The organism is Mesorhizobium sp. M0571 (genome assembly GCF_040320985.1).
In the GTDB taxonomy this organism is placed as follows: Bacteria; Pseudomonadota; Alphaproteobacteria; order Rhizobiales; family Rhizobiaceae; genus Mesorhizobium.
On sequence record NZ_JAMYQT010000015.1, the window covers coordinates 38,872 to 64,701 of the forward strand.

Consider the following 25,830-nt stretch of genomic DNA (forward strand, 5'->3'; position numbering starts at 1 on the left):
TCGTGCGGCAATGCGCCAAGCCCGCAGTCGTCCGGGAACCGGCCGCGGGATTATGAGTTCAATCATGGAGACTTATGAGTTCAATCATTGAGTCAGTTCAAGGCCGCCGACATTATGGAGAACCAGCGATGGAACCGCGCAGGAAAGAACGAACCGACGACGAGACGGAGAGCCCGACCATCCAGCAGCAGGACTGGGATGCCATCCGGAGCGGGAGAATCCTCCCTGACGGCGTGCCGCAAAACGGCGACATCCGCTACGACGTCGAGAAAGACGGCGAACTGCCGGAGGAGGACGACGATAACGCTTACCAGGAAAGCGACGAGGCCTTGCCGGACGACACCGATGAACGCGCCATTTCGCGCGATCTCCAACGGGAAGGTGGTCCTTTCGACGAGGAATGAACCGCCGCCTTCCGCACTCTGCGTCGGCGGTCGGATGAAAAGCCCCTGCTTTCAATCCGGGAGGTCGAAGACCGGATCCTGGCAGCGATAGACCAGACATTGACCGTCACGCGTCCTGACATAAGCGGCGCCGGGCACCGCCGGCCAGTCGCATTCATTGCCGAATTGGCGGACGTATCGTAGGTGTTCTGGCCGGTGGTCAGCACCACCGAGCGATGCCTCTGGATCAGAAGCTGTGTCTGTTCGCAGGTCATCGCGCGGCTGTCCGGCCGGGCGTGGGCCGTCGCGGCAAACATGAGCGCCCCGGCTGTCAGAACTGCCGCTTCTGTCAGGACTCTGGCCGGCATGACACCATCTCCTGTGAAGCCTACTTCTGTGAAGCCTAACGCGCATCTTGGTTTCGCAAGCGCCGGAAGCCCTCGCGCAGAGGCAAGATCGTACAGAATGCGAGGGAAAATGCAAAAAAACCCGCCGCACCTTTCGGCGCGGCGGGCTCCAACTGAACGTCACTCTTTCGTCAGGCTTGGGCGGCTTACTCCTCCTTCACCGGCCCGAACCGGCGCACGATCACTTCGAAGACGATGTCTGAGATCCACATGGCCGAGACGCCGATGAGGAACGCCGCGGCGAGCGTCGTGGTGTCGTCGTCCGGAGAGGGGATGGGCAGGCCGGCAGCGCGGAAATAATGCACGACCGGCAGCGTCAGATAGGCCGCCGCCAGCGCGCCGCAAATCGGTGAGGCCACCATCTCGCGGACCTTGTAGCGGTGACGCGACAAGGCCCGCAAAATGCCGCCCGAAAGGCCGGCGACCAAGACCGGTGCCTTGATGCCTAGGACGTCGAGCAACTCGTGCATCATGGCGTCCACCCGCACCATCTGGCGCCCTGCCCGTTGAAGGCATTCATCTCGTCGAGCTCGGGCCGGGTCATGGCGGCGACGACGGAGGCGGACGGACGGCGCGGCTGGTTGTGGTCGCACCAGACCTGGCGTGGGTTGCCGGCCGGCGCGGTTGTCGTACAGCCGGCGAGCACCAGGCAGAGGATCAGCGCCTTGCCCATTTCCCAGCCTCCGCTCTGGCTGCCGCATCGGTCATGCCGGCGGCCTTGCGCCCTTCGGCGGCGGCCTCGCGGTTCATTTCGAGGCGGTCCTCGGCGGCCGCGACTTTTGCCTCGGCCTGTTTGACCGCCGCCTTATTCGCCCGGTTGATGCCGCCCGCAACGTAAAGGCCGATGCCGCCGACCACAGCAGCGAATACCGTCATGACGGCCTTGTTGCCGATGATGGCGCTGAGAATGGTGAGGAGCGCGGCCATCACAAATCCTCCGCGCGGCGGCGGCGAAGGAACTCGGTCAAAACGCCGTTGATCACAAGAAACCAGGGGAACCATTCCCCCGGGATAATCGGCGAAAGAACCTGCGGGTCGACATAGGTGACGATGGTCGCAATGATGCCGATGGCCGCCTGAAGCCGCGCCCAGAATATTGTTTCGCTGTCGCGGAAAAAGTTCTTGATCCGGGTCCACATGTCATTTCCTTCCGAATAGTTTCAGGATGGCTGTGATCAGTGCTGCCCAGAAGCCGGGCTTGCCGACAGGTACGGGAGGCGCGGCAGAGGGCGTGGCGGGCGGCTGTGGAACGGCAATTGGCTTCGCGGGCTCTGGCGGAGCTGCAGGCCGAAGGACAACCACCGATGACACCGGACCGGCAGACGGCCAGCGCGTGTCCTTGATGCGCGACCATTTGCGATAGGCCTCGGCAAGCCTGGTATCGTAGGCGTTCTTACGATAGCCGGCGCCGTTGTAACCCTTGGCGAATCCCGCCCAGTCATGATTGCGCAGATTGTCGTCGAGCCGCTTCTCGACGATGAAATCGATCGCCGCGCTGAGCTGCAGCGCCTCGTCCGCCATCATCGCCTCGACCATCGCCTGCACGGTAAGAAAGCCGGTCGCCTTGAAATTCTCGCCGAGAACCTGGCCCAGTCCCCACGAAGCGGATTTGAGCGCCGCGGTTTCGTCGATCGCACAAGCTGCCTTGAGCCGTGGGTAGCTATCCCTGGGATAGGGCTTCTCGCCCCACTTCGGATAGGCCAGGCCAGCGGCTGCCGCTTGCGCCCGCTTGGCGCCCGACAGATTGCGGTAGAAGACATGCGGTTCGAACAGGATGACCGGCCGGCCAACGGCGTCGAAGCCGTGCCCGCTGGTTTCAACATCGAGGAACGCGTGCATCTCGTCTTCGCCGACGCCGATCCGGGCGCCGAGTTTCGGCAAATCTATATCGTCGAGGCGCCTGGCGGCGCCCTTGAACGTCATTTCCATGGGCAGTCCTTTCCGCCCTTGTGGGCAGGGTTTTGAGGTTGAAAAACAGATGCGTCGCGGCAAAGTAGAATTGGGCGGCAGCGCGTGCCGATGTTGCGGCAGCAAGCAAGGTTGATGTTTTCGACCCGCCGTGTGAAATGGGCGCGGGATGGTGAACATGTCTGAAGATGAACAATCGGCTGCGGCGCGCTGGACGGTGAAATCCGAACTCCGCGCGGTCGGCCGCGACAAGCCGCTGCTGCTGGTGCTGGCGGCGATCCTCTGCCTCTATTGTGCGTTTATCGCCGGACCGATCGTCTACGCGGTGCTGGCCATCAACGGCATTGCAGATTTCTTCAAATGAAGCCGGTTCCGGCGATCTCGCTCCGTTCCGCCGCGCCGCGTCTATCGGCCCCGAAATTGCTTGACCTGGACGAAATTGCTTAGCCGGGATGAAACTGTTCCCGTCTATCGTTCGTAGCTTTAGGGGGTACGGGAGGACACGTGACGATAAGAATCAGGCTTCCGGGCGGGACCTTGAAGATCAAGAAAAGGGAAGAGCTGCGGCGGCGCGAGCAGAAGCGCGAGGTGCCGGTTTGGCAGGTCGGCAGTTACTTCGTCATCTGGTGGCCGAGCGGCATGTCCGATCGCCCATCCTCGCCCAACAAGTCCTCGCCCAGGAAATAGCCCGCGCACCCGACGATCCCGGCTGGGCACTGACGCCTCCGTGCGGGATCAGGAACCGCCTTGCGCGCCCAACCTCCGACGGCCGCTCAACTAGTCCCAGAAATAGTCAGGAGGCAGGCATTGACTCTTCCGCCACGGAAGGTCTCTGGTGCTGCATTGCACAATGGGGCGGCGGAATCGATGGCGGTGCGTATCAGGATGCCTGGCGGCACGCTGAAGGTGAAGGTGTACCGCGAATTGCGCGACCGCGAGCGCGCCCGCCGCATCCCCGTCGTCAAGATCGGCCGGGTTTATTTCACCTGGTGGTCGAACCGGCAAAGCGCCGTCAATGATCAGCCGCTGGGCTGACCCACCTGACGCTCGCGGCTTGGCGAGGCGCCTCCTCACCGGGCTCTGCCTTCCGGCCCAAGAAAAGTTGATGAAGCCGCTGTTGACTCTTCCGTAACGGACGGTCTCTATTACCGCATTGCACATCATTGCTGCGCTGCACAACGGGAGTTGGACCGATGACGGTGCGTATCAAGTTGCCGGGCGGCACCTTGAAATTGAAGACCTATCGCGAATTGCGAACCCGCGAACGCGACCGCCGCGTGCCTGTGATGAGGATGGGCTCGCTGTATTTTGTCTGGTGGTCGAAAAGCCAGGACCCGCACCAGAAGCCGCAGGACAGCTGACGGTAGCCGCTGCGCCGGCGGATCTGGGTCCGCGTCAGCGATGAACCCTAGCCGAAATACTGTCTCCCCAAGGATTTCTGGTCGAGTTGCCGTGCCATGTTGGTGCGCTCGAGCGGCTCCCGATTCTTCTACCGCCTTTCGGCGATTTTCAAACGGCGTCTAGACTGGCGGACGCGGTCGTCTCACAAGCTTGCAAACCGCCGCCGCTTGTCGCAATAGCTAGGCCGTAAGGAGACGCATGGATGATGGAGGCGGACCTGTCTATTGCGAACAGCCAATTTCGGTTGTCGGTTCAGTTCGCCGACGAGCCACTAATCCCACGTGCAATTATTGATACGGACCTCGAAGACGCGGCGCGGGCATTCTTGGAAGGGGTATCTGAACACCAACATTGGAAGCATTTCAGATTCTTCGAGCGATCGCAGCTTTTCGCTGAGAGGGCGCGAAAATCGCGCTTCGGCTGTAACTGATATGCCATTCGTTCCACCATTCCTCTACCGCCTAGCCGGCATCAACTCCGGCCCCGCAACAAAGCTAAGTTTGCGGAGCGTCCGCAGTTTGCGACGGGGCAAGCATGCGATCGGCGAAGAATGCATCATCAACGGCGTCTTTTCCTTCGATCGCGCCGATGCAAAGATCACCGTTGGAAAAAGATCCTATATCGGCAAGAGCCACCTCGTCGCGGCTGAGAGGATCGAAATCGGCGATGACGTGATCATAAGTTGGGGCACCACAGTGGTCGATCACAACTCACACGCGACAGGTTGGCAAGACCGCAAGGAAGATGTCGCCGACTGGCATCAGGGAAAAAAGAACTGGTCAAAGATCACCATCGCGCCAGTCAAGATTGAAGACAGCGTCTTTATCGGCTTCAACGTCATCATTCTTAAGGGCGTAACGATCGGCAAGGGATCGGTCGTTGGTGCGGGGTCTGTCGTCACAAAAGACGTGCCGCCCTTTAGTATGGTCGGCGGTAATCCTGCAAAGCAGATCGGTGGCGCTGCTACCACATCAGCGATTTGAGCACAGAGCTCCGGCCATGTAGGCCATCCAGCGCATCGCCATGTTGGGTGCGAACCTGAGAAATTCGGTCCGCAGCCTGTGTTTCACCCATCCTTTTGTCGTGCCAGCCAGATGCTGTTCATAGGCGAGGTCGTGAACAAAGACCTTTAGTCGTTCGACCTTTAGCCCAGACGTTGTGAGCAGGTTTTCAAACGTCTGGGTCGTGTAGAAGTTGATATGCCCATACGGACCCGACATCCGAATGGCTTTGCTGAGATCTCGCGTATGCTCCAAAGGCACTTCGACATAGAGCTTCTTGCAGACCCTTGCCGCCTCTGCCAAGAACATCCGCTCGTGCTCGACATGCTCGACGACGTGAATGGCAAGACCTAGATCAAACGACTTGTCGGGATGGGGGATGTGATAGCCGTCGAAGATGTCGAGGCTGGCCAGGTTGATTATTTTTCTGGCCTTGATCGCCTCGACGCCGCTGGTCGATATCTCGACGGCGCCAAGGGTCTTCCCGAGGCCCTTCTTGCTCAACTTGTCCAGCACCGCACCTTCACCGGCGCCGATGTCGAGTATCTTGTCGAAGGACTGCCCGTGAACGATCGCTTCGATGTGCCCGATCGACTGATTTGATGCGATTTCCCGTTTTGCGGCTACTTTTCCATCGGCGTAGTAGTCGTCATAAATCGCGATAATGCTGCCGGCATGAGCCATGGAACAATCCTCCAAGGACGCGCCCCCGCCGACGTAATGCTGCCATTGCCCGCGAATGGCGTCTAGTGCGGACTAGGCGCCGCCCAGCCAGACTGCAACGAGACCCTCGACATCTCCGTCAGGCGCCGGGATTTCCCGGCCGTGCGTCGGATCGCTTGGCTTCGCGACCATAATCATCGCGCCCACCACCAGCCATTCCTCGCCCTCCTCGAGCTCGGTGACGATTTCGCCCTTATGCTGAATAGCGAATGCCATTGCTTTATCCCCTTTCCGCGACTTGTTCGATGAAGCGCAGCGCATTGCCGTCATGGCCGGCATCGTTGAAATGCAAGCCCTCTTGATAGTTTCCCGAATTGATGTAGTCGAAGCCGTCGATCGGGATGGTCAGCACATTGCGCGATCGATAGGTCTGACGGATTGCGCCAAGGGCGGCATCATAGGTCCGACCGCCCGTGTAGCTTGCATCCCATGCGGCTGACGGCCGCGTCGGCGGCATCACAATGATACGCGGTGCAGCTGCCGCCTCCAGCGTGTTGATGATTGTTGCGATGTTTGCCGATATCGTGGCCGGTGGCGTGCCAAAGCTGTCGTTGATGCCGAGCGCCAGAACCGGCACGATCTTGCCGCCGGCATACCCGCATTGAGCGGCGGCCGACGTAAGACGCGCGGTGTTGAACGACGAGAAGGCATAGCTGCCGTGTGCCGCGCGCAAGGTGCGCAGGCGCGGACGCGAGCCGGCCGCCTTGAGGCCAAGCCGGATAAGCCCGGTAATTTCGACAGGACCGCCGACTGCCGTAAGCGTGTAATTGCCGCTTGCCGCTTGCCCGGTCAGGGACGGCCCAGAATATTGATCCAGCAGGAGTGCCCCGGCGCAATTGACGGTCTTGTAGGCAGCACCGCCATTGAACGCAAAGGCAAGGGAGCCTTGGCCGGCGTCCTGTGTATAGTGCACGTCGACCTGTTCATAGGCGCCGGTGAACGCCACAGACGCGCCTGCCGCCAAGATGATGCTCTCGCCGATCGGCCCGCGCGATCCTGTCGACACGCTGCCGGCGACTGTCACGCCATAGAAGGTCGGAACATAGGTAGAGCTTGGCCGCAAAGCAGTCATGCCCGGCTCGTCAGCCGCAATGCCGAGATTGGCGAAACTGGTGACCAGGTGGAACCAGTGTTTCGCCCCATCGCTGGCAAGCGCCCAATGGCCGATGCTATCGGCGATCAGGCAAAGCACGTCGTTGTTGGCGATATGCTCAGCCATTTTCGCGCGGAAGCCGTCATACAGATTTTGCAAAGATGGCCGGCGCGGAATGAAGAAGCGCTTGCCGCCGACCACCGGCTTGCCCGGCCCCCAGAAGCCGTCGCCAGATGCAGGAATGGCCGTCAGGGCAAAGCTTCCGGGCGGCACATAGGGATTGGGATGAGCGGCAGCCGCCGACGCAAACAGCGCGGTCGCGTCAACGACGCCGTTCGTATCGGCGCCAGCCAGCAGGTTCATGCCGGTATTGCTAGCGCCGCCGGCCAAGGCCCGGTCGGCATCGGCGAGCAGACCGGTCTTGATCGTAAAGCGAACCTCATATCGATGCTGGGCGGACGATGCTACGGTCGCGCCATTCGACAGCGCGCCTGCCTTGATCCATGCCGGAATGCCTTGCGGGTTGACGCTGTTTTGAAACTTGTAGGCGCCGCCGCTGATTGCCGGATACTTGCCGGCGGGGATCGGGATACCCAGCGGGATATGAGCGACGCCGTTGATCAACGTCACAGCATAGGTGCTTAGGACGTTGACGACCAACCCGCCGAGGTAATCGACGACGTGGATGAATGCTTGACCGGCGGCAGCGCCCGCGCCGACGTCGACTGCGGTAATGTACCCATCGGCCGGCGCTGGCGTCTGCATGATGGCGCTGTAGCTGCCCGGAACGTCCGGCCCCGTATTGACCAGCGCCGGCCACCCGATTTCCTGACTAAGCCCGACAGCGGAAACGAGACCGTTTGCCGTGGTATAGGCTGCGCGCGCTTTGACGGCAACTTCACCGCTAAAGGTTGCGTTCCATTGTGGACCATTTACCGCGCCTATGGTCTTGGCAGTATGCGAGGTCGGAACCGCCGCTGTGAACCACTCGACTTCACCGTTCGGAATTGCCCCGGCAGTATAGTACCAGCTGCCAACACCAGTGCGCTGGACGCCCATGACGCTGCCGGCCGGCTTCAGGATCGCGAGCCCCGAAACAACTGACGACGGGCCGGCTGGAACGGATATCGTTTGCTCGGAAACCAGGCTAAGCGTCCCGTCGCCCTCGAGGTGGGCGAAGACAATATGGGCTGTCCCCGGCACGGCGCCAAATCCAAGCTCCAAGGTCGACAGATATTCATCGGCCGCCGACACCGATCCAGGCCAGAAATAGACGCTGTCGTTGGTAATCAGCGTGCCGCCGACAGAACCAGTGATCGGAACCGGCCCAACGACCCGCGAGCTGATCAGGGCAATTTCCGCCGGTGACGCACGAATGCCCGTATCGACGGCAATCGGGCCTGTCCCGACGCTGTAAAGCCCCATAATGCCGATGCTGACAGTGGTCCAGAAGTACTCGCCGACATCGACATTCCTGCCCAGCACCACCATCGCGGCGGCGCCGGCCAGCCCTGCCGAAGCCGCAAAGCTGAACGTCGGCGCCACTGTGTAGGAGCCCGGCACCGTGATCAGTATCTGCGTCAGCGCTCCGCCCGCCACCACGAAGCGGCCGGCAGCACCCGAACCGGTCCCGCCGGCAAACGCCAGGTCGAACGTGCCGTTGGCGCCGCCCGAGCCTGCCGTGATCGCGCCATTGCCGACGACGCCGAAGCCGATTGCCGCAGCAGTCGTCGGGAAGATGCCCTTGCCGTAGAGCGAAGCGTCGCGTGCAGCCTGAGCGCTGATGACTGCCGCCGCGGCTGCGACGGCATCGGAATTGGTAGCAGCCCGGTCGGCAGTGGTTTGTCCGGCATTCGCGGCGGAAGCGGCGGCACTGGCGGATGCCTGGCCGGCGCTGGCCTCGGCGGCATCCTTCAGCGCCTGGGTTTCATCGCGCAGCGCTTCGATCTCATCGATCGCGTCCGCGATGTCGGGCGGAACGGAGGCGGCGACCGTGATGACATCGGTGCCGATAGCCGGCTCGTCGGCCGTAAACTCAAAGACGCGGTCGGCGTTGGCGGTGCCGATCTGGGTGTGAACGGTCGTGCCCTTCTGCAGGGTCCGAGTAGTGCGGGCGTCGGCGGCACGGAACCAGTCGCCTTCGCTCGCCGTGTAGATGCCGTTCTGCGTCGGGTCGGCCTGGTCCTTGACCAGCACGCGGTCGCCGGCCTGCGCCGGCACGGCGTCGATCGTCTGCAGGCCGTGCAGGAGGATGTTGGCCGTGGTTGCGAGGCGCACGGGTTCGCGTCCGCCGGTCAGGAGACGAACGGCGGCAGTTGCAGGTCGGGACATGAGGTCGCTCCAAAAAAAAAGCCCCGCATAAGCGAGGCTGGAAGGGGCTTCGGGTTCAGTGCGGGGCGGCGGGAGACTTAAAGCTACGCGGCCGGACACGGCGCTATCTGGCGCAGCCGGCACGGACGATTTACATTTGCGGACAGCGAGCAACGCGATTCGGGGCTTACAGCAATCCGCCAATGAGCCTTCTTGTGCCGCCCATGGCGGCCAGCCCGCAGGCCATGCCGGCGCAGTCGGCGACCCAGTCGAGGATATCCATATCGCGCGCTATCAGTTGCGCGCCTTGAAGAAGCTCGATCGCCGCGCCGGTCATGGCGAGGAGCACGACCAGCCTCGTCTTGTGTTCCGGCCAGCCGAGGCTTCCGAGTGCCGCCAACACCGCGAACGCCGCGGCGTGGTTGAGTTTGTCGTGCTGGAAGGTGAAGCCCATGTCCAACTCCTGCAGGAATCGCGCTGGCGAAAGCGCGAGCAGGAGAACACCGGCCAAGGTGAGCAGAAAAACGATCCTTGCCATGGTCGGAAAAGAGTCTGTGCGCAACAAGATAGGGTCAATCCTTCATCTGAAACAGGATGTCTGATCCTGGAGGCACCGCCAATTGGGACCGCTCTGCGGTTATCGACGCCATAAGCCAGCATCGTGACCACAATCAGGCCGCTGGCCGATCGCGGCACGCTCTGCCTGTCTGGTTGCCATCGCCGGCGTGATCCGGTCGAACCGGCTGCCGGCCTGCATCAGCGACGAGCCACGGAGCGCTCATTACATCACCTCGGAAGCAACGGAAGCACGTCTCGTCACGGAACTTGAGGCGTCCGCCCAACATTTCGGCGTAGGCAGGAGTCGCCGGCACGTTGACCGGGATAATGTCCGCGACTGATTTTTCCCGCTCGCGCGGCTTCGACCCACTCTTCCATGGCGCCTATATAGCCGTCTAGGGCATCATAGGGTGTCTTGGCGTAGTGGCAGGTTACATAGGCTGGGGGCACGTCGCCGACGATCACCATGTCCATGACGGTACATCGGTTTGGCCGGCATGAATTTAAAGAGAAAGATATAAATGACGCCATCTATGCAGTATCCAGGATATTCGCCCTTGATGGCCGATACCCAGCTATGGGATTCCAGGTATGCGCGAGCCTCACGACGGGCGCCCTTGAACTCGAAACTGCCACAAGGATTGCCGGGCGGCAGGGCCTTGACACTGCTAAAATCGGGGCTGGCATCGTTCGAGTTTTCCTCCAGGCCGTCTGGGAAATGCGTGACCGCTCGGGTTCGAGACCTGGTTGGCGAAGGTGATCACCGCACGGGTAGCGTCCTTAACTGACGGCGCTTGCCCACAAGCGGCAACCGATCACTCTCGAAGTTCTGGTAATACCCTTTCGTCGAGGAATTTGAGACGGCTATCCAACATTTCGGCGTTGGCTGGGCTAGCCGGCACATTGACCGGGATTAGATCCGCCACCGAGTCCCCTCGTCGCGCAGCTTCGACCCACTCTTCCATGGCGCCGATATATCCATCCAGCGCCTCGTATGGAGTCTTGGCGTCTACAGCCGGCAGATATGTCGGGGGCACATCGCCGACGATTACCCATATCCATGGGTCAACTTCTGGCCTGCCCGGAACAATCTCGAAGAGAAAAATATAGATTATGCCATCGGCACCGTATCCAAGGTACTCCCCCTTGATGTCTGAAACCCAATCATAGAAATCAAGATATTTTCGGGCTTCCAGACGTGCAGCATCAAGCTCTTCATCGCCTGTGCTTTTGTCAGCCGACGGCAAGCGGGTGACGCTAGTCAAGTCGGGTTTGACGTCGCTATAATTTCTCTCGACCACTTGTGTTCCCTTTCATTTCTTGCTTGAGCCATCTTCTTCTTGCCCAGCGAGCATAGTCTCCTGCATCGCTATGGTGTTTAATATGATCTGCTCTCGCACGATGCGTGATGTTTGATACGTGATCTGCCCCCCCGTCGGCCAGCACTTTCTCGTGAGACACATCCATATTCCGGCCCGTAGCAGGATCCTTCGGCCAAGGCTGTCCGTGCAGCAGTTCCCATTGCCTGCGCAGCGCCTTATTGGTTGTAGTGCGCTTAGTGGGCACGAGGCTGAGATCGTACATCTCAGCCTGTGTCAGGTTCCCTGCGGCGGATGAAGCTCTTGTGGAATTGACGCCATCTTGTGCCAGGTCGACAGGGTCTTCGACGGCAGCCGTGGGTATCGGTGAAGCCTCGTCTGCCTGACCTGCAGCAAATTCAGCATTTGCAGTACGGCCGGTGAGCTTTGCCACCACCTGGCTGCCAACTGCACTGAGTCCCTCGGCAAGGACATTGCCGCCCGCCCCCCAAAGCGCGCCGTTGGCAATCCCCCACGGGACGCTCCCGCCGGTGTTGTAGGCGTATGCCCCGCCATAAGTGCCACCCGCCACACCCCCGACGCCGGTTCGGGCAGCAAGACCGATCAAGCCGTTCTCCGCCGCCGCGCCAACGCTTGCCCGGCCCAGCAAACCGAACAGACCCTTCGCCAGGCCATATCCGCTCAAGCCGGCGCCGAGGGCCTCCGCCGCCCAACCGGCCGAGCCGGCCCGGTCCTCGGCGTCCGCTGTCTCGGCCTGCTCATCTTCAAGAAGGTTCTCGTAGTTTCCGCTCGACCAAACGGAGTCCAGCCCGGCGGAGATCGCGTCCGCACCGTCGGCAGCCGCGCCCTTGGCTGTTAGGCGGCCGACATCCGAGAACGCCAAGCCGAATTGCTGCAGCAGCGGCATGGTGCTGTACTGGGCTCGGGCCGGATGTTCCCCGATCCACGCCAGCCCGTTCTTGAGCACTGCAACCTGGGCTTCCAACAACTCTGGCGCGAGGTTCGGATCTTGGGCGGCCTTGGCTCGCCACTGGGCTTCCGCCGTCAAAGAAAGCTGTTGGGTTGTCGCCTTGCGAGCATCCGGATCGCGAACCGCCAGGACAATCGAACTCAACTCGGCAAGGCGCTTTTCGAACGGCACGCTTTGGTCGATGTATTTCGCCGCCTGCTGGTCAGCTGCGGCCCAGGGCAGCGGCAGTATCCTGTCAAAACCCATCTCTTGCTGGGCCGCGATGGCCCAGGTGATGGCGGCCTCATGATCCTCCGGAGTTGATACCTTGCTCCAGTCCGGAGCCTTGTTCGAGAACAGTTGGCCGACGTAACCGGCGGGATCGGCGCGCCTGGCACCCAGCACCAATTGCGCGGCGCCGGCCCTTATCTCGTATTGCTCGCGCTCTTCCCGCGAGTCGTAGGGGCCGGGTTCAAAATCCCGAATCTGGGCGTGTATCGCCCGGTTCGGGACGGGTCGCATGTCGAAAACCGCGCGGCCGATATCAGCCGTTATGTTGAAGGCTTGGAGGCGCTTGCCGCCATCTTCGGCGCCGTAGACGGCAGTGAAGTCTTCGGCATTCGGTGTCTTGCCAGAATAGCTGCCGGTATTGGCAATGGCAGCCGGGGCGTTCTGCAAGGCGAGGTCGATGTCGGTGCGCGCATCGACCAGGCTTGCGGCAGTCGCTACCTGCGCCTTCCGGCCGAGATCCTGAATCGCGTCCGGCGACAGGTCGGCCATCCAGGGTCCTGCGGCAGCCCAGGCCGTATTTCCGACAGGCCCCATGGAACCCGTGCGGATAGGTGTTTTGTCGGATGGAAGGCCACTTGCGGGCGCTTCGCGCGTCGCCAGCACGCTGGACCCACTCGCCCGAGGTCCGCCCACAGCCTCGATAGTATCGTCCTTAGTCCTGCCGTCCGTTGAGACCGGCCCTCCCCCCAGCATCCCGGCGGCGCGCTTCGGATCTTGCGCGATCATCGCCTGGACGAGCGCCTTTGCCGTGTTGCTGCGCCAGGCAGCTTCGGCCGCTTGCCTGGCGAGTGGGTTGCCCATCTTGCCGATCAGCCCGAGCCCGCTCTGCCTGATCGCCTCGAACGTGCCGCTATCGTCCGGGTCGCCCTGCGCGATGGCGATTGTGTAGCCGTCCTCGACCTTACTCCACTCGGCCTGCTCATAGTTCTGGCGCCGCGCGTGCTGCTGCGCGGCCATGCGCGCCGAGCCGGCGAGCCGCAAAGCCTGCTTTTGTGCGAGGAAATTGGCGCGTTCGCTCTCCGGCACTTTCGCCGCGGTGTCGTCGAAGATCTGGTCGAACAGGCCGGGCTTGACGACGCTATCGCTGCGCGGATCGAGCTGGCCATACATGAAGTCGTGCAGGCCGCTGCCGTCGGCCGGCGCGGTCTGCACCGCCACGGCCTCGGCGTGGGCGATGCGTGCGTTGAGCTCGCGGCCGATAATGTCGGCGTCGAACGCATCCTGCTGCTGCTTCTGCTGCCGAAAGCGTTCGGCTATCGCCGACAGCTCGTCGCCAAAGCCTTGCATGGCGGCGCCCACCGGCGAGCCGTTGGGATAGGAAACCACGTTGCCGCTATCGAAGCGGCGCTGGGCAAGCTGGAGGGGGATGGTGGCCATCAGTAGAGGCCTCCGCCCGGCGCCGGCGGGAAGGCGCTTCTGCCGAACGTCACCGCCTTGGCCGGGTCGTAGAGGCCGGAAAGGCCCGACACGAGGTTGCCGCCGGCCTTGAAGATCGAGGCGCCCACCGCCTGCTTGCCGGAAAAACGCGCGATCGCCGCCTGCGTGGCGAGACTGTCCTGGCGCAGCTGCGAGCCGTACTGGATCGCCTTGAGGTCGAGCTGGCCCTGCCTGGCATTGGCGGCCAGCACCTCGGTCGGCGAGCCTGATATGCCAACGCCCGAAGCGCCAGCCTGGGCACGCGCCTGCGCCTGCAGCAGGTCCTGCTTGTGGCGCTCCTGGCCCTGCTCGAAGGCCGAGCTTTGGGCGTCGGCCCGCGCCTGCTGTTCATAGGCTTTGGCCTGGTAGTCGGCCATTTGCTTGGACTGCTGGCCTTCCGCCAGCGCGCCGCCGACGGAAAGGGCCGTGCCGATAAGAGCTAGTGTGCACATGGTCAGCCTCGTTCGCCGGCGGGAATGAATTTGCTTTTGATGCCTTCGACCGGTGCGCCGATCGCAGGGCGCCGGTCGAGCACGCCGCCTGGGCTGAGGAAGGACAAAAGCAGCCTGTCGGCCTGGATCGCCGGGCGGCTGAGACGGGATGGCGCGGCGGCCCGCGCGCCGGCCATGGCGGCGCGGCGGATGGTGGTCAGGTTGACTTTGAAGTCAGCACCGCCGTCGGTGTCGAACAGGCCGTTGGCGGTGGTGATGGCGCGGTTCAAGGCATCGGCCGCGAACAGTTCCTGGCGCAGCTGTTCGATCAGCCAGTGGACCATGCGCCAGCGCTCGCCGAGAGCCTCGGCCTTTGTCCTGACCTCGTCGCCGGGCGCGGGCGTATCGGCGCGCGGTTCGGCGGGGGGTTCGTCCAAGGGGGCGTCGACGCGACGTTTTTCCGCGTCCTCGATGGCTTTCTCGACGAGCGCAATTGCAGCGTTGCAGTCGTCTAATGCGGCACGCGCCGCCGCCAGGTCGCCCTCGCCGAAGATCGCGCGATCCTCGGCCTGTTGCAGCTCCTGCTTGCGGGCGATCGCCTCGTTGAGGTCGGTGTCGAGCAAGGCGATGACGGCGGCGAAATGGGCAGCCGTCGGCGCCCTGCCGAGTTGCTCGGCATGGGGGATTTGGGTCACGGGATGAGTTCCTTTGTTGGGGAGGCGATGGAGGACGGAGCGGGTAATCTCCCCCCTCGAGGGGGATGCCGAGCTGTGGCAAAGAGGGCAGGCCAGAGGGGGTCGCCTCGCGTGGAGCGCCGGCGTTCTCGCCCGCGATGGAGGCGATAGGAGGCCGCGTCAGGACGAACCGACCCCCTCTGTCGCCTTCGGCGACATCTCCCCCTCAAGGGGGGAAAGATTGGCAGTTTCAGCTAAGGCTCGGCATCGAACACCGGCGTCATCGCCCTGATCGTGCACGGCGTCGGATTGGTGTGGCGGATCTTCACCCTGCCCTGCCCTTCCCACGAATCGTCGATTGGCACCTCGACATTGCCGGTGAACAATGTCGCCATGCCGTCGGGAGCAACCACGGACGGGACGCGAACCTGCTCCCAGCGGCCGCGGATGAACGACTGGACCTGGAGCCCGGTGGTGTCGGTTTCCAGCAGCGATAGAATGACCTTGGCGACCTTCTTGCGGCGGCCGACAATCGAACCATCGCGGCCGCCGACGTCGAGCTCCAGCGTGTTGGCTTCGGACTGGTAGGCGAGCCCGACCTGCCATTTGGCGGCGGTGGCGCCACCGGGCAGCATCACCTGGCCGGAAGCAACCGTAAGCCCTTTATAGACCTTGCCGCCGGCCAGCACGTCGACCGGCTGGTCTTCGAGATGATCGAGGCCGGAGACGACGTTGACGGCGGCGCCCGAATAGGTCAGCCCGCAGTCGATCTCGAATGCGTCCTCGACCGCGCCATACTCGAATGGCACCGTCTTGATCTCGATATAGCGCCTGGTCGCGCCGCCGATCGTACGCTTGACGATCAGCCAGAGATCGTCGTTGCCGCCCTGGCCGGGCGTTACGACGGCACTCTCGACAATGGCCCAGCCCGATCCGGCAAAGCTTCCGGCGATCTGGTGGATGTGCATGCCGCGAACGTCTTGCGACGGCTGATGGGTGTAGCCGCCGAGTTCTCCATCCCCGAGCGGGAACCAGAGCAGCGGGTCCGGGTCGGTCTGGAAGGCGAGTTCGATCACGCCTTTCTTCGCAATGTGCTCTGATATCTGACCGACATCGTCGGAGGTGAAGCGGCCGGTGGCGTTTTGCGTCAGCTCGGCGATCGATTTCCGGGAGCGGGTCACATAGAGGAACGACTGCCCCGCATCGACAGGACGCAGCGGGGCACAGCCGAAAGTCCGCGACCGGCGGTTCTTGAACGAGGACGGCGTCAGCGCCTCGTCGATGCCGGAGCCCGACAGCGCCCTCACACCGCCAAGCGTTCCGATGATCAACGCACCGTCCGATTCCGCCACCCACGTAATATCATTGGCCTGACCGCCACCTGCCTGCACGAACTCCAGCGCGTCGGTGTCTTTCTCGCCGGTGGCGAAGTTGTCGAAATCGCCGGTTTGCGAGGCATAGACCGAGAATTTTCGGCTGAACGCCAGACGCTCCTCGTAAAGCGAACCGCTCTGGACGTACTTGCCGGGCACGAACGTGCCGAGACGCCAGCGGGTGATCGGGCTAAGATCGGGCAGAGCGTGCCCGTACAACTGGATCGTGACCACCGTCGTGCTGGTCCGGGCAATGACCTTGGCCCAGCGCCAGAAGCCATCCGCGCCAAGCAGCCGAATGGCGCGGCCGACATCGCTGGTCTGGAAGCCAGTACCGTCGTTGATGCCGACGATCGAGGAGGCCGAGAGATCAAATGGCGTTTGCGACGGCGCGTATTCGTGCAGGGCCAGTTCGGCGATAGCGGTTCCGTCGCTGCCGCCACCTGAAAACAGCAGCTGATAATATTCGTAGGCAACCGTGTTGTTGAAGCCGTCGAAGAAGCGGGTTTCCGACTTGGACCAGCCGGTCTCTCCGTCCCGGCTGTCGAGCGTCGTCCAGTCGGTGCCGTTGTGCGAGGCCTGGAATTGCCACTGGGTTGGCGATGCAGTGTCTGAGTGATCATTCGTCGCGGTAATCCAGTAGGCGTCGACTGCCTTGGCCCCGCCGCCGCCGAACTGGTAGCGCAGATACCCGCTCGGAAATCCCGCTATGTTCTCCCCCTTCTGCTTATCGCCGTCGAAAACCTGCCACACGTCGGATGAGCCGTTGCTGTTGCTGACCGTGCCGCTTGGCAGCGTATTCGAGGCCATAACCGGCATGGCGTTGCCGGTTGCGGCCGGTGTCAACGTCGTGGCGGTGGTGTTGATCTTGTCGTATGGGCCGTCGAGAAAGACGAAATCGGCGAGCGTCCAAGTCGTGTGGGCGGTGCGCGTCAGCACTTTGACCGGATGAGCCTTGTGGGTGATCCACATCTGGTCTGCCGACTGGACGAATTGCAGGTCGAAGAGATCGGCCTCGAGATAAGGCGAAACGACTTCGACCGTGCCGACACGGGCGCCATAGGCATAGACGCGGATGTAGAGATCGCCGAATTCGAGCGCATAGGCCTGGTCGGCCGAGAAGATGAACGGATCAGCCGTGTCGCCTTTGACGGAGCCTTCACCTCCGCGCAAAAATAGGTGCCGCCGCGCTTCCTGATGCCGCCATGCGGCAGCGTGACGAAATTGGTGCATTTCGACAGCGCCGCCCGGTAAAGATCGAGCGAGGCGCGAGCATGCAAGCGGGGAGAAATCTCGCCGCGGATGAAAGCGTCCTGGACCGGATAGAGCGTGGTCATCGGCCGACGAACCTGTTGTCGCCGCGCTGGAAAGCCCAGGACATCGTGGAAAATCTGCCGCCGCGCTGGATGGCATTGGCCGAATAGGCTGCATCCAGCGCCCTGTCATAGGCGTTGCGGGCGACCTCGATCATGCCGGCCTTGTGGGTCAAGGGATGCGCGATCTTGACGGCGAGCGCTGCAACCAGCACTTCGCTGAACAGCGCGTCCCAGTCGTTGGGGTCCGTAAGATTGGCGACATAGCGGATGACGCGCGGCCCGGCCTGATCGGAATAGATCAGCCCGGCCTCCTGCCGCCACGAGAGCTGCACGCCGTCCGGGTCGCCATTGAGGGTCAGCGGCAACGGCCGCAGGCAGTCGGCGGGAAGCTCGTAGGCGACGTTCAGCGTGCCAGCGCTGCTGCCGGTATCGAACCCTGCGACCGAGGCCGTCAGGATGGCGAAGACGAAGGCATGCTTGGTCAGTTCGGCTTCCCGCGTCAGGTCGAAGTGCAGATTGAGCAGGCGCGCCGCCTTGCCGTCCTGGTCGAGGCTGTCGATCGGCGCCTCATCGAGTACCGCTAGCGCCATGTTGGCGATGTCGAGCGGGGTGATGGCCATGGCGTCAGGCCTCCGTCAGCATGGTGGATCGGGCAGAACAAGGCATGGTGCCTCCATGGCAAAAAGCCGCTTCGAAGCGGCTGGGGATTTTTTGTGATTTGTGGCTTGGGCGGAACGTCGCACGTCTCGTGCGTGGCGCCGTCACGATGCCAACCCGTCAGGAAACGGTGGCACGCGCTGCGTGATCCGTCTTTTATACCTTCGAGCAAAGGAGACGGTGATGCTTTGGCTATTGCAGTTTCACGACACCGCCGCGCAACGCGGCGATGTCTTGCCTGGATTCCGGCAATGTCAGCCGATGCCTGCGCCGGTCGAGATCCTCTGCCCTGTTTCGGCTGACTTGACAAAGGCGCTTAATTTCATCCTTCCGGCACCTCCCGCCAAAGCCAAGCCCCTGTCCAGGGCATCCTGAAGACTTGGCGTGTAGTAGGCGGTGTCTTCCAGACCGCTGAAGAAGTTTATGCGATGAACTTCCCCCTTCTTGCTCATGACAATGCCCGCTTTTCGGAGCACTTCCTGAACTGTTTTGTACTTCATGTTCATGATTACCTCCCCTGCCAAGACAAGGCAGCATCGCCCTTTCTTGTAACTGTTTGGTGCCGTCGATTGACCGAAGGGCAACACGAATAATGTGGTGGACCCCAAAATTCGTATCACTCAGGTGCAGCGCAGCGGATGAACTTGGGATTCGCCACATTCGCCGACCTGCCGTCCAGAAGAGGCGGGACGTCTGATGCCCGCCCCTTCCGGCCCGATCAGGCCTCGGTCGTCTTCAGGGCGATGAACGTCATGTGCTTGACGCTCGACGCCGTGCGGTCCCAGTTCGCCGCCAGCGCCAGCTCGGCATCGGTGGCGAATTCGCCGGCCGAAGCCGCATCGAGGAAGCGGGTGCCCGGCACATGCGGCACGAAATGCCGGCGGCCGACCATTTCGGTGACGCCACCGCCATGGCCCTGCCGCGGCTTGCGGTCGAACTCGAGCGGCCCGCCTTCGGTGTTGACCGGCAGCTCGTTCCACAGGATCGCCTTGTCCTTGAACATGAACGAGGTGTAGACGCCCGCGGCAACCGGAATGTCGTCGTCGACGACGGCCCTGAGCCCCATGTAATAGGGGATCAGCGGCCCGCCCTGCTCGGACGACGGCACATAGTCGATGAGGTCGGCGAGTTTCAGCGCCTTCATCTGCTTGGAGTGCATCCAGATCGTCTTGAACTTGTCGGCACGGTCGCCCATCAGATAGGCGGCTTCGATGATATCGGTGTCGACGATGGAGGCACCGGTGACGCGCACCAGGTCGCCGCCGTCATTGGCGATGTTGTCGGCCAGCACCCCTTTCAGGATGCCGAGCAGGGTCAGCTTGTTGGCGCGCTGCCAGTAGTCGGTCTGGCGGCGCACGATCAGCTTCTGCGGGTCGTCGCCGGCCAGGATCGAGGTCAGGTCGGGAATGCCCCACGCCTGGGCGCGGACATTGCGGGCAGCGACTTCGCGGCGCGCGCCGATCTTCTTCATCTCGATCGAGTCCGCGGGATCGTCATTGACCGGCTCTGACGGATCATTGCCGAGGTCCTTCCAGCCGGGCATGTCGACGGAACGCCCGCCCATGGAAAGCTTCGAGGCGATGGCCGGGTCGGAAAACAGGATCCCGGCCTGGTAGATGTCGAGCGACTGGACGTGCTCCTCGAACGAATATTGCGCATAGACGGACGGAACGATCGCGTCCGCGATACGGGTATAGGCGTCTGCCATTTTTGTCTTCCTTTGGGGTTGGTGTGCTGCGGCTAACGAGGATTATTGGGCATCCACAGATCGGGGTTTTCGCCGGCCTCGCGTGCCAGCCGCCGGGCGCGGGCGGGGTCGCTTTTGACGAGGGCTGAGATATCAGTCAGGTTGCGCTCGCCGGCGGCATTGCGCTTGAAGGGATTGCCTCCACTCAAGGTCGCGCCGCCGTCGATCGTATCTTCGCGGAACATCGCCTCGCCGATGGCGTGGAACGCCTTGGCGATCTGCGGGTCGGTCAAGGCGCCATCCGGCAGAAGGATACCCTTCGCCTTGTAGGCATTGACCAGGCCGAGCTTCTTCATCGCCCGGTTCGCGACCTCGAGCTTCTGGCGAAAGCCAGCGCTGTCGGTCGGTCCCCAATCGCGCACGAGATCGTCGTGGGTGGTCTCGACCGAGCGGGCAAGGGCGATTTGCTGCGCCTTGGCCTGCTCGGCCATATAGCCGACGAAGCGGTCGTGATAGGCCTGCGCGACCTTCGGCGTGGCGCCGGCTTCGACCGCCCAGGCCTTGGAGGCATTGGCGAGCTCGTCCGAATACGCGAAGTCTTCGGGGAGCCCGTCGGGGCGCCGGTACTCGACCTTGTCGGGCGATGTGAGCGGACGCATCGCCTCGGGCAAGCGGGCATGGAACCTGTCCCAGTCTTCCCGAGATGCATCCGCGGCGGGAACGCGAAGGCTCTCACCCTGCTGCCGCTCCAGCTCCGCATAAGAGGTGAAAACCCGATCGAGGCTTTCAGGCTTGGTCCAGCCCTTGGTTTCAGCGAGCTTGCGGTTGCCTTCGGAAAGACCGTCAAACCAACTTTTGGCCGTAGGCGGGGCGGACCCATTGTCCCCGTTGGCCGGTGGCCGTGCAAGGTTGCCCGCCGGTGGCGCCGCCACCACGGACCCGGCTGCCAGATCTGTCATGAGAAGATTCCTTTGCTTGGGTTTCAATAAGGTGCCGGCCGGTTCAGCCTGCTTGAAGCTTGCCAGTCCGGAGCCGCCGCGCGAAAAGGGCGTATGACCGGAAAGAACGAGGCCGCAGATTTCACCTTCGATGGCTCGAACATGTTCGAGCCGCTCCTGCTGGCCGATCCGTCATTCCGTAGGGAATGGGACAAATTCCAGGATGAGTGGCGCAATGAGACGGAAGAACCGCTGTATCTTGCCTTGTCTGAGCTGGCACTCCACCTGATCCACAATCTCGAGCTTGGAGAGACAGATCGCTTCGGCGACATTTTCGATGTCGTCGAGCGCTGGATCGTCGAAGGCAACCGCTACGTCCGGGAAGCCGCTATCGTCGGGCTGCTCGAGGATCTGCAGAACGCGAACCTGCATCGCAGCACGCAGCCCGATCACGTCAAGCCATGGCTGCGGCCACAGTCCGCAATTTGGTGGACGAAACTGAACGCATTCTGGTCCGACGGAACGCCGTCGGTCTAAGCCAATCGGCAATACCGGGCTCAGGCATTATCCCCCCAGTTCTCCCACAGCAGCGTGATGGTGCCGGCAACGGCAATCGTGCCGTCGGCGTCGATATCCGTGCCGGTCGCAAACGCCAGGTTGAGATAGAGGTCGACCGGCGTTACCGTGCCGTCGAGCGTCAAAGCTGCGGCAATATCTGCGGCCGATCCGCTCGACAGCGCAGCACCCGCGCCATCCAGCGTGCGGCCGGTCGCGGCCAGCACGTTCACCATGGTACCGGCGAGCGCAGCACTCGACGCCGCCGTCGAGCCGAGCGACCAGGTCAGCGCGGCATTGTCGTTGATGGTCAAAGCGCGGGGCGTCAACACGGCGAACTGCAACCTTGCCGTGCCGCCCTTGATCCGCACCTTGCCGTCGAGGAAATCGAACAGCTTCTGGCTGGCATAGGCCAGCGCATCTGCTACTGGCACCGGCATGGCATTGAACGAAAAGACCGTGCGGTAGGCGCCGCCCTGCCCGATTGTCCTCGCGGAAAGCCCGACCTTGGGCGGGGCAAGGCCGGCTTCTCTGGCGGCGGCACGTGAAAGCGTCCGGGGAAGACCTCGGGTCATCTGGTTTCTCCATTCTTGGAATTTTTCGGGGATTGAAAAAGGCAGCGGCTGGACCGCCGCACCCAAAAACTGAGGCAAAATCCTCATGGACATTTGGGGCAGCTATGTGTATCTATACACAACATGAAGAGCGCCGATGTCATTCACAGGCTGTTGGCGGATGGCTGGTACGAAGTGGCTCGAAAAGGAAGTCATGCCCAGTTCAAGCACAAGGCCAAGCCGGGCCGGGTAACAGTACCGCATCCCAAGCGCGACATCCCGATCGGCACTCTGAAGAGCATTGAAAAACAATCCGGCGTGAAGCTGAGGTAGAGAAATGCGCAACTACATCGGACTGATCCACAAGCAAGCGGACAGCGACTTCGGCGTCTCCTTTCCCGATTTTCCGGGCCTGGTGACAGCCGGCGTCAGCCTGGATGATGCCCGCGCCATGGCCGAGGAAGCACTGGCCTTTCATGTCGAGGGGCTGGTCGAGGATGGCGAGGCCATTCCAGAGCCGTCGTCCCTGGAGGAAGTAATGTCGGACAAGGACAATCTGAGCGGTGTCGCCATCCTGGTTCCCTTGAAAGCCGAAGCGGCGAAGGTCGTGCGTGTCAATGTCACCATTCCGGAAGATGTCCTCGATCAGATCGATCGATATGCGGAGCGCCACGGCTACAGCCGATCCGGATTTCTGGCCGCCGCGGCGAAAAAGGTGATGCAGATCGAGGCAGCGTAGCGCCCTCGAAGGTCGACTTGAGATGAAGCTCTGTGGTCTTGTTCGGTTACATTTCTTTCCGGAACGGAGCTGTCAGACAAAAACAACCATGTCTCATTTCGTGACAAAGGGTGCCTATGTTCCGCCGCAAATGCGACCGCATTTGGCGAAATCAGCCAGCGTATTAGTTCATAGGCTTCAAGGGAGTACCAGATGATGACCATGTACAAAGCCATTGCCGCCATGCTTGTGACTGCCGCATTGGCAGGCTGCGCGCAGACCGAAGCACAACAGAGAACCAGCACGGGCGCGCTGCTCGGTGCGGGCGCCGGCGCTCTCGCCGGCCAGGCGATCGGCGGCAACACCAAGAGCACGGTCATCGGCGCGGGCGCCGGCGCCCTTCTGGGTGCCGTGGTTGGCAACGCCACCACCCCGCAGCCGCGCGGCGAACAGCTTTGCCGCTATCAGGATCGCAACAGCGGCCGCATCTACACCGCGCCCTGCGACGACCGCTACTACAACGGCGACTATTGATTGGTCCCCTTCTCCCCGTTCTATGGGGAGAAAGCTCTGAAATGCCGGCACCGCCCCTCACCTGCCTGCCGGCATCCTCTCCCCGTAAAACGCGGAGAGGGGCGCAGCGTCAGCCTCGCGCATCCGTTTCCCTGACGATTTGGTCCTTCCGCTGATTAAACGTCGGCGCTATCGTCGGCTATCCAAAGGGGGCGACGATGCGATTTTTGATGACCTCACTGCTGGCTGTTTGTTCGGTTGCCGCACACGCCAGACAGGCTGTCAGTGTTGAGCGGATTGGCGATTGCCTGGTCTTGCCGACGGCCGCTGTCGACAATCACGTCAAAGCCACTTTCGAGGTGACACTGGACAAGGCCGGCAAGGTCGAGTCGGTCACCGTTGTATCCTATGATCCACGTTCAGAGGCGGCGGCGGAAGCGGCCCAGCAACTTACGAAATCGATCCAGAGGTGTTGGCCGCCAGGCGTCAAAACCAGCCCGTTGCGACTCACCTTAGATTTGAGCAAGACTTAGCCACAGGGTCCTTCACCACCCTACCTCCCCTCCAGCCTCGCCGCCTTCTCCAGTGCCGCCAGTTGCGCTTCGTCCAGCGTCAGGAACCCCATGATGTGCTGCACCACCTCGGCGCGGGCGTTGCTCAGCGCGCTGTGCAGCTCGAAGCCGTTCGGAGTTTTCGTCTTGGCCAGCCACTCGCCATAGGATGGCCGGCGATAATAGCCGGTCGCGGCCGTCAGGTCGGCCAGCACCATTTCGCCGTCCTGGCCTGAGAACACTCTGAGATAGGCTTGGCCAGCGCATCCCGCGCCTTGGCCGGGCCGCCGGCCTGGCTGGAATGGGCGAAGCGTTTGCCGCTCATGCGCGCTGCCCGCCCGAAGCATCTTGCACACCCTGCGGCATCAGCCCGCCGAGCCCATCGAGCAGGCCGCTGTCGCGCGCCTGCACTGCGGCGGGCACGGCATCCCTGGCGACCTTGCCGGCGGTGGCGACCGCCGCCATGCCGGCCTGCGCCTGCTGCGCCTTGGCTCTGGCATCGCGAATGCCCGCCACCTCGTCCTGTCGGCGGAAGATGCGCTGTGGGCTGCGGCCGGCGCTCTGCACGATCTTCAGCGCCTCGTCGCCGTCGATATTGTCCATCACGCCGGGATCGAACTGCGCCATCTGCATGGCGGTGGTGACAACCTGGATAGTGTCGCGCGCCTCGGCCGAACGGCGCAGCACGTCGAGCGGGCCGGTGAAGGTCGGCCGCAGCGCCTTGCCGGCAAGGCTCGCCGGCGGCAGGAAGCGGCTGTCTTCCTCGTACAATCCCTTGTCTTCCAGAATACCCAGCTCGCGGTCGAGATTGCTGGCAAAGCCGGCCTGGATGATCGAGCCGGACGGCCCGAGCAGCGCGCCCTTTTCCTCCTGCCGGATCAAGGCTTCGGTCGCCGTCATCTGCGGATTCTGCACCAGCGTCTGGAACAGATTGACGAACATCATGTCGCGGATCTCCTCGGCCCGGCTGTCGGCATAATTGAACGCATAGGTCGGGTTCTGGCCGGTGGCGATCGGCGCGATCAGCGGCCGGCCGGCATCGTCGATGAGGCCGGGATAGTTCTCGCCGGGATTGAGCACCGGCACGTAATCGAGCCGTGCTTTGGACGCGGTCGCCGGATCAGTGATCTGCTGAAGGGCGCGCAGCCCGGAGCGCCGCACGGCGTTCTCCTCGCGAACCGTGGTCAGCGCCTCGATGGTCGGCGAGATGCCGTAGGGATCGCCCTCGTAGCGGCGCCAGTTGAAGCACGACACCGGGAAGGAGCGGAAGCCGCTTTCCCTGACGATCACCTCCTCGTCCTCGATGACGTGATAGGAAGCGAACGCCGTATCGAGATACTGGTAGGAGCCGCTCAAGCTGTACATCTTGCGTTCGTCGCGCGGCTGGATGCACTGGATCAGCGAGATCTTGGTCTCGCATTTCGAGGCATCGTCGACCAGCACCTTTATCCGCGCCGGCAGTCTGTCATAGCCGAGCAGCTGCGCTGCCTGTCTTGCAGTGCGCTCGTAGCGGCGGTGAAAAATGTCGACCTGGCCCCAGCGGTTGCGGCTGAGATAGCCTTCCACCACTGGGATCGAGGCATAGCGGATCAGCGTGCCGCCAAAACCCTCCTCGGCATAGAGATAGGCCGGGCCGTAGCGCACGACATTGCGCAGGCAGGCCTGCGTTGCCGGCACGAAATTCGAATTGGCGGAATAGCGCAGCGAAAACAGGAAATCGCGCAGCGCTTCCGCCCATTCCTTTTCCTCGTCGGTCTCCTCGTCGTTGATTGCCGCGGTCGACAGCCCATGCCATTTCTCCGACTGCGGGATGATCAGGCTTTCCAGCCCGGCGGCCAGCCGGTTGGCGGCCGAGTTGATGGTGTTGGCGTAGACGCGGGCACCGCGCCGCTCCTGCCGCTCGGCCTGCGAGTCCGCGCCGGCCTGGCGGCGGCCGCTCCACATGTCGGGCGCATCGGGGTCGCAGAATTCGGACACCGCCTCCCAGACATGCTCGTACTGGCTGCGCTCGCTCTCCAGTTCTGCCTGTCGCGCCAGGATATCGCGGGCACGGGAATCGCTCATGGTCAGCCTCGCTTGATGAACTCAGTTGGAAAAAAGAAAT

At 62.5% G+C, this 25,830-nt stretch carries 33 protein-coding genes; 11 read left to right on the top strand and 22 right to left on the bottom strand.

Going from position 1 to position 25,830, the window contains the following annotated elements; all coding sequences use genetic code 11:
* Positions 1-128: 128 nt before the first annotated feature.
* Entirely contained in the window at positions 129-404 is a 276-nt protein-coding gene (locus tag NKI85_RS18740) for a hypothetical protein (RefSeq protein ID WP_352524152.1), read from the top strand.
* A gap of 532 nt (positions 405-936) precedes the next feature.
* Here NKI85_RS18740 and NKI85_RS18745 read toward each other — a convergent pair.
* The 5 genes from NKI85_RS18745 to NKI85_RS18765 are packed head-to-tail and all read right to left on the bottom strand — an operon-like array spanning position 937 to position 2,719.
* The gene (locus NKI85_RS18745; protein WP_036245970.1) at positions 937-1,260 is read right to left on the bottom strand and encodes a hypothetical protein; all 324 of its coding nucleotides are present in this window, start codon (positions 1,258-1,260) and stop codon (positions 937-939) included.
* The gene (locus NKI85_RS18750) at positions 1,260-1,463 is read right to left on the bottom strand and encodes a hypothetical protein (RefSeq protein WP_352524151.1); all 204 of its coding nucleotides are present in this window, start codon (positions 1,461-1,463) and stop codon (positions 1,260-1,262) included. Before NKI85_RS18750 ends, NKI85_RS18745 begins: the two co-directional genes overlap by 1 nt.
* Positions 1,448-1,717 carry a hypothetical protein gene (locus NKI85_RS18755; protein WP_352524150.1) on the bottom strand — a complete coding sequence of 90 codons (270 nt, stop codon included), beginning with the start codon at positions 1,715-1,717 and terminating at the stop codon, positions 1,448-1,450. The genes NKI85_RS18750 and NKI85_RS18755 overlap by 16 nt, the downstream gene beginning before the upstream one ends.
* Complete coding sequence (locus tag NKI85_RS18760) at positions 1,717-1,929, bottom strand: hypothetical protein (protein WP_352524149.1); 213 nt, start codon at positions 1,927-1,929, stop codon at positions 1,717-1,719. Before NKI85_RS18760 ends, NKI85_RS18755 begins: the two co-directional genes overlap by 1 nt.
* 1 nt (position 1,930) lies before the next feature.
* Positions 1,931-2,719 carry an N-acetylmuramidase family protein gene (locus tag NKI85_RS18765; protein ID WP_352524148.1) on the bottom strand — a complete coding sequence of 263 codons (789 nt, stop codon included), beginning with the start codon at positions 2,717-2,719 and terminating at the stop codon, positions 1,931-1,933.
* 157 nt (positions 2,720-2,876) lie between these two features.
* On the opposite strand from NKI85_RS18765, the gene NKI85_RS18770 reads away from it, so the two are divergent.
* The 5 genes from NKI85_RS18770 to NKI85_RS18790 all read left to right on the top strand — a co-directional run bounded on the left by NKI85_RS18770 (position 2,877) and on the right by NKI85_RS18790 (position 5,082).
* Entirely contained in the window at positions 2,877-3,062 is a 186-nt protein-coding gene (locus NKI85_RS18770; protein ID WP_352524147.1) for a hypothetical protein, read from the top strand.
* Between the two features lie 140 nt (positions 3,063-3,202).
* Positions 3,203-3,385: a hypothetical protein gene (locus tag NKI85_RS18775; protein WP_352777409.1), complete on the top strand. Its 183-nt coding sequence runs from the start codon at positions 3,203-3,205 to the stop codon at positions 3,383-3,385.
* A gap of 120 nt (positions 3,386-3,505) precedes the next feature.
* Positions 3,506-3,733, top strand: a complete 228-nt coding sequence (locus NKI85_RS18780; protein WP_352524145.1) for a hypothetical protein — start codon at positions 3,506-3,508, stop codon at positions 3,731-3,733.
* Positions 3,734-3,891: 158 nt separating this feature from the next.
* Positions 3,892-4,059 carry a hypothetical protein gene (locus NKI85_RS18785; RefSeq protein ID WP_352524144.1) on the top strand — a complete coding sequence of 56 codons (168 nt, stop codon included), beginning with the start codon at positions 3,892-3,894 and terminating at the stop codon, positions 4,057-4,059.
* Positions 4,060-4,380: 321 nt separating this feature from the next.
* On the top strand, positions 4,381-5,082 hold the full coding sequence (locus tag NKI85_RS18790; protein WP_352524143.1) for an acyltransferase: 702 nt from the start codon (positions 4,381-4,383) through the stop codon (positions 5,080-5,082).
* Here NKI85_RS18790 and NKI85_RS18795 read toward each other — a convergent pair.
* The 13 genes from NKI85_RS18795 to NKI85_RS18855 all read right to left on the bottom strand — a co-directional run bounded on the left by NKI85_RS18795 (position 5,071) and on the right by NKI85_RS18855 (position 20,856).
* Positions 5,071-5,784: a class I SAM-dependent methyltransferase gene (locus NKI85_RS18795; protein ID WP_352524142.1), complete on the bottom strand. Its 714-nt coding sequence runs from the start codon at positions 5,782-5,784 to the stop codon at positions 5,071-5,073. The two genes, NKI85_RS18790 and NKI85_RS18795, sit on opposite strands and share 12 nt — an antisense overlap.
* Positions 5,785-5,856: 72 nt before the next feature.
* Positions 5,857-6,039 carry a hypothetical protein gene (locus NKI85_RS18800; RefSeq protein ID WP_352524140.1) on the bottom strand — a complete coding sequence of 61 codons (183 nt, stop codon included), beginning with the start codon at positions 6,037-6,039 and terminating at the stop codon, positions 5,857-5,859.
* Between the two features lie 4 nt (positions 6,040-6,043).
* The gene (locus tag NKI85_RS18805) at positions 6,044-9,247 is read right to left on the bottom strand and encodes an SGNH/GDSL hydrolase family protein (RefSeq protein ID WP_352777413.1); all 3,204 of its coding nucleotides are present in this window, start codon (positions 9,245-9,247) and stop codon (positions 6,044-6,046) included.
* Positions 9,248-9,413: 166 nt separating this feature from the next.
* Positions 9,414-9,764 carry a hypothetical protein gene (locus NKI85_RS18810; protein ID WP_352524138.1) on the bottom strand — a complete coding sequence of 117 codons (351 nt, stop codon included), beginning with the start codon at positions 9,762-9,764 and terminating at the stop codon, positions 9,414-9,416.
* Between the two features lie 835 nt (positions 9,765-10,599).
* Complete coding sequence (locus tag NKI85_RS18815; protein ID WP_352524136.1) at positions 10,600-11,085, bottom strand: hypothetical protein; 486 nt, start codon at positions 11,083-11,085, stop codon at positions 10,600-10,602.
* Positions 11,066-13,720 (bottom strand): hypothetical protein, encoded by a 2,655-nt coding sequence (locus tag NKI85_RS18820; RefSeq protein WP_352777416.1) that lies wholly within the window; start codon positions 13,718-13,720, stop codon positions 11,066-11,068. Before NKI85_RS18820 ends, NKI85_RS18815 begins: the two co-directional genes overlap by 20 nt.
* The gene (locus NKI85_RS18825) at positions 13,720-14,211 is read right to left on the bottom strand and encodes a hypothetical protein (RefSeq protein ID WP_352524134.1); all 492 of its coding nucleotides are present in this window, start codon (positions 14,209-14,211) and stop codon (positions 13,720-13,722) included. The genes NKI85_RS18820 and NKI85_RS18825 overlap by 1 nt, the downstream gene beginning before the upstream one ends.
* A gap of 2 nt (positions 14,212-14,213) precedes the next feature.
* The gene (locus NKI85_RS18830; protein ID WP_352524133.1) at positions 14,214-14,885 is read right to left on the bottom strand and encodes a hypothetical protein; all 672 of its coding nucleotides are present in this window, start codon (positions 14,883-14,885) and stop codon (positions 14,214-14,216) included.
* A gap of 233 nt (positions 14,886-15,118) precedes the next feature.
* The gene (locus NKI85_RS18835; RefSeq protein ID WP_352524132.1) at positions 15,119-17,470 is read right to left on the bottom strand and encodes a phage tail protein; all 2,352 of its coding nucleotides are present in this window, start codon (positions 17,468-17,470) and stop codon (positions 15,119-15,121) included.
* A 100-nt stretch (positions 17,471-17,570) separates the two neighbouring features.
* Positions 17,571-18,173, bottom strand: a complete 603-nt coding sequence (locus tag NKI85_RS18840) for a phage connector family protein (protein WP_352524131.1) — start codon at positions 18,171-18,173, stop codon at positions 17,571-17,573.
* 291 nt (positions 18,174-18,464) lie between these two features.
* Positions 18,465-18,716, bottom strand: coding sequence for a hypothetical protein (locus tag NKI85_RS18845; RefSeq protein WP_352524130.1), 252 nt, complete (start codon positions 18,714-18,716; stop codon positions 18,465-18,467).
* Between the two features lie 212 nt (positions 18,717-18,928).
* A complete protein-coding gene (locus NKI85_RS18850; RefSeq protein WP_352524128.1) occupies positions 18,929-19,918 on the bottom strand; it encodes a Coat protein in 990 nt (329 codons plus the stop codon).
* Positions 19,919-19,950: 32 nt separating this feature from the next.
* A complete protein-coding gene (locus NKI85_RS18855) occupies positions 19,951-20,856 on the bottom strand; it encodes a hypothetical protein (protein ID WP_352524127.1) in 906 nt (301 codons plus the stop codon).
* Between the two features lie 93 nt (positions 20,857-20,949).
* On the opposite strand from NKI85_RS18855, the gene NKI85_RS18860 reads away from it, so the two are divergent.
* A complete protein-coding gene (locus NKI85_RS18860; RefSeq protein ID WP_352777421.1) occupies positions 20,950-21,372 on the top strand; it encodes a DUF7674 family protein in 423 nt (140 codons plus the stop codon).
* A 20-nt stretch (positions 21,373-21,392) separates the two neighbouring features.
* Here NKI85_RS18860 and NKI85_RS18865 read toward each other — a convergent pair whose 3' ends face one another.
* Positions 21,393-21,965 carry a hypothetical protein gene (locus NKI85_RS18865; RefSeq protein WP_352524123.1) on the bottom strand — a complete coding sequence of 191 codons (573 nt, stop codon included), beginning with the start codon at positions 21,963-21,965 and terminating at the stop codon, positions 21,393-21,395.
* 123 nt (positions 21,966-22,088) lie between these two features.
* On the opposite strand from NKI85_RS18865, the gene NKI85_RS18870 reads away from it, so the two are divergent.
* The 4 genes from NKI85_RS18870 (at position 22,089) to NKI85_RS18885 (ending at position 23,708) form a co-directional block, all read left to right on the top strand.
* Positions 22,089-22,277 carry a type II toxin-antitoxin system HicA family toxin gene (locus NKI85_RS18870; RefSeq protein ID WP_352524121.1) on the top strand — a complete coding sequence of 63 codons (189 nt, stop codon included), beginning with the start codon at positions 22,089-22,091 and terminating at the stop codon, positions 22,275-22,277.
* Between the two features lie 4 nt (positions 22,278-22,281).
* Positions 22,282-22,683 carry a type II toxin-antitoxin system HicB family antitoxin gene (locus tag NKI85_RS18875; RefSeq protein WP_352524120.1) on the top strand — a complete coding sequence of 134 codons (402 nt, stop codon included), beginning with the start codon at positions 22,282-22,284 and terminating at the stop codon, positions 22,681-22,683.
* A 195-nt stretch (positions 22,684-22,878) separates the two neighbouring features.
* A complete protein-coding gene (locus NKI85_RS18880; protein WP_352524211.1) occupies positions 22,879-23,196 on the top strand; it encodes a YMGG-like glycine zipper-containing protein in 318 nt (105 codons plus the stop codon).
* 209 nt (positions 23,197-23,405) lie between these two features.
* Positions 23,406-23,708 carry a hypothetical protein gene (locus NKI85_RS18885; protein ID WP_352524118.1) on the top strand — a complete coding sequence of 101 codons (303 nt, stop codon included), beginning with the start codon at positions 23,406-23,408 and terminating at the stop codon, positions 23,706-23,708.
* Between the two features lie 20 nt (positions 23,709-23,728).
* Here the strand turns inward: NKI85_RS18885 and NKI85_RS18890 are convergent, their stop codons facing one another.
* From NKI85_RS18890 to NKI85_RS18900, 3 genes are read right to left on the bottom strand one after another with little or no spacing between them, the layout of a single operon-like run.
* Complete coding sequence (locus NKI85_RS18890; protein ID WP_352777424.1) at positions 23,729-23,944, bottom strand: Bbp19 family protein; 216 nt, start codon at positions 23,942-23,944, stop codon at positions 23,729-23,731.
* Positions 23,926-24,051, bottom strand: coding sequence for a hypothetical protein (locus tag NKI85_RS18895; RefSeq protein WP_352524114.1), 126 nt, complete (start codon positions 24,049-24,051; stop codon positions 23,926-23,928). Before NKI85_RS18895 ends, NKI85_RS18890 begins: the two co-directional genes overlap by 19 nt.
* On the bottom strand, positions 24,048-25,790 hold the full coding sequence (locus tag NKI85_RS18900; RefSeq protein WP_352777427.1) for a portal protein: 1,743 nt from the start codon (positions 25,788-25,790) through the stop codon (positions 24,048-24,050). Before NKI85_RS18900 ends, NKI85_RS18895 begins: the two co-directional genes overlap by 4 nt.
* Between the last annotated feature and the right edge of the window lie 40 nt (positions 25,791-25,830).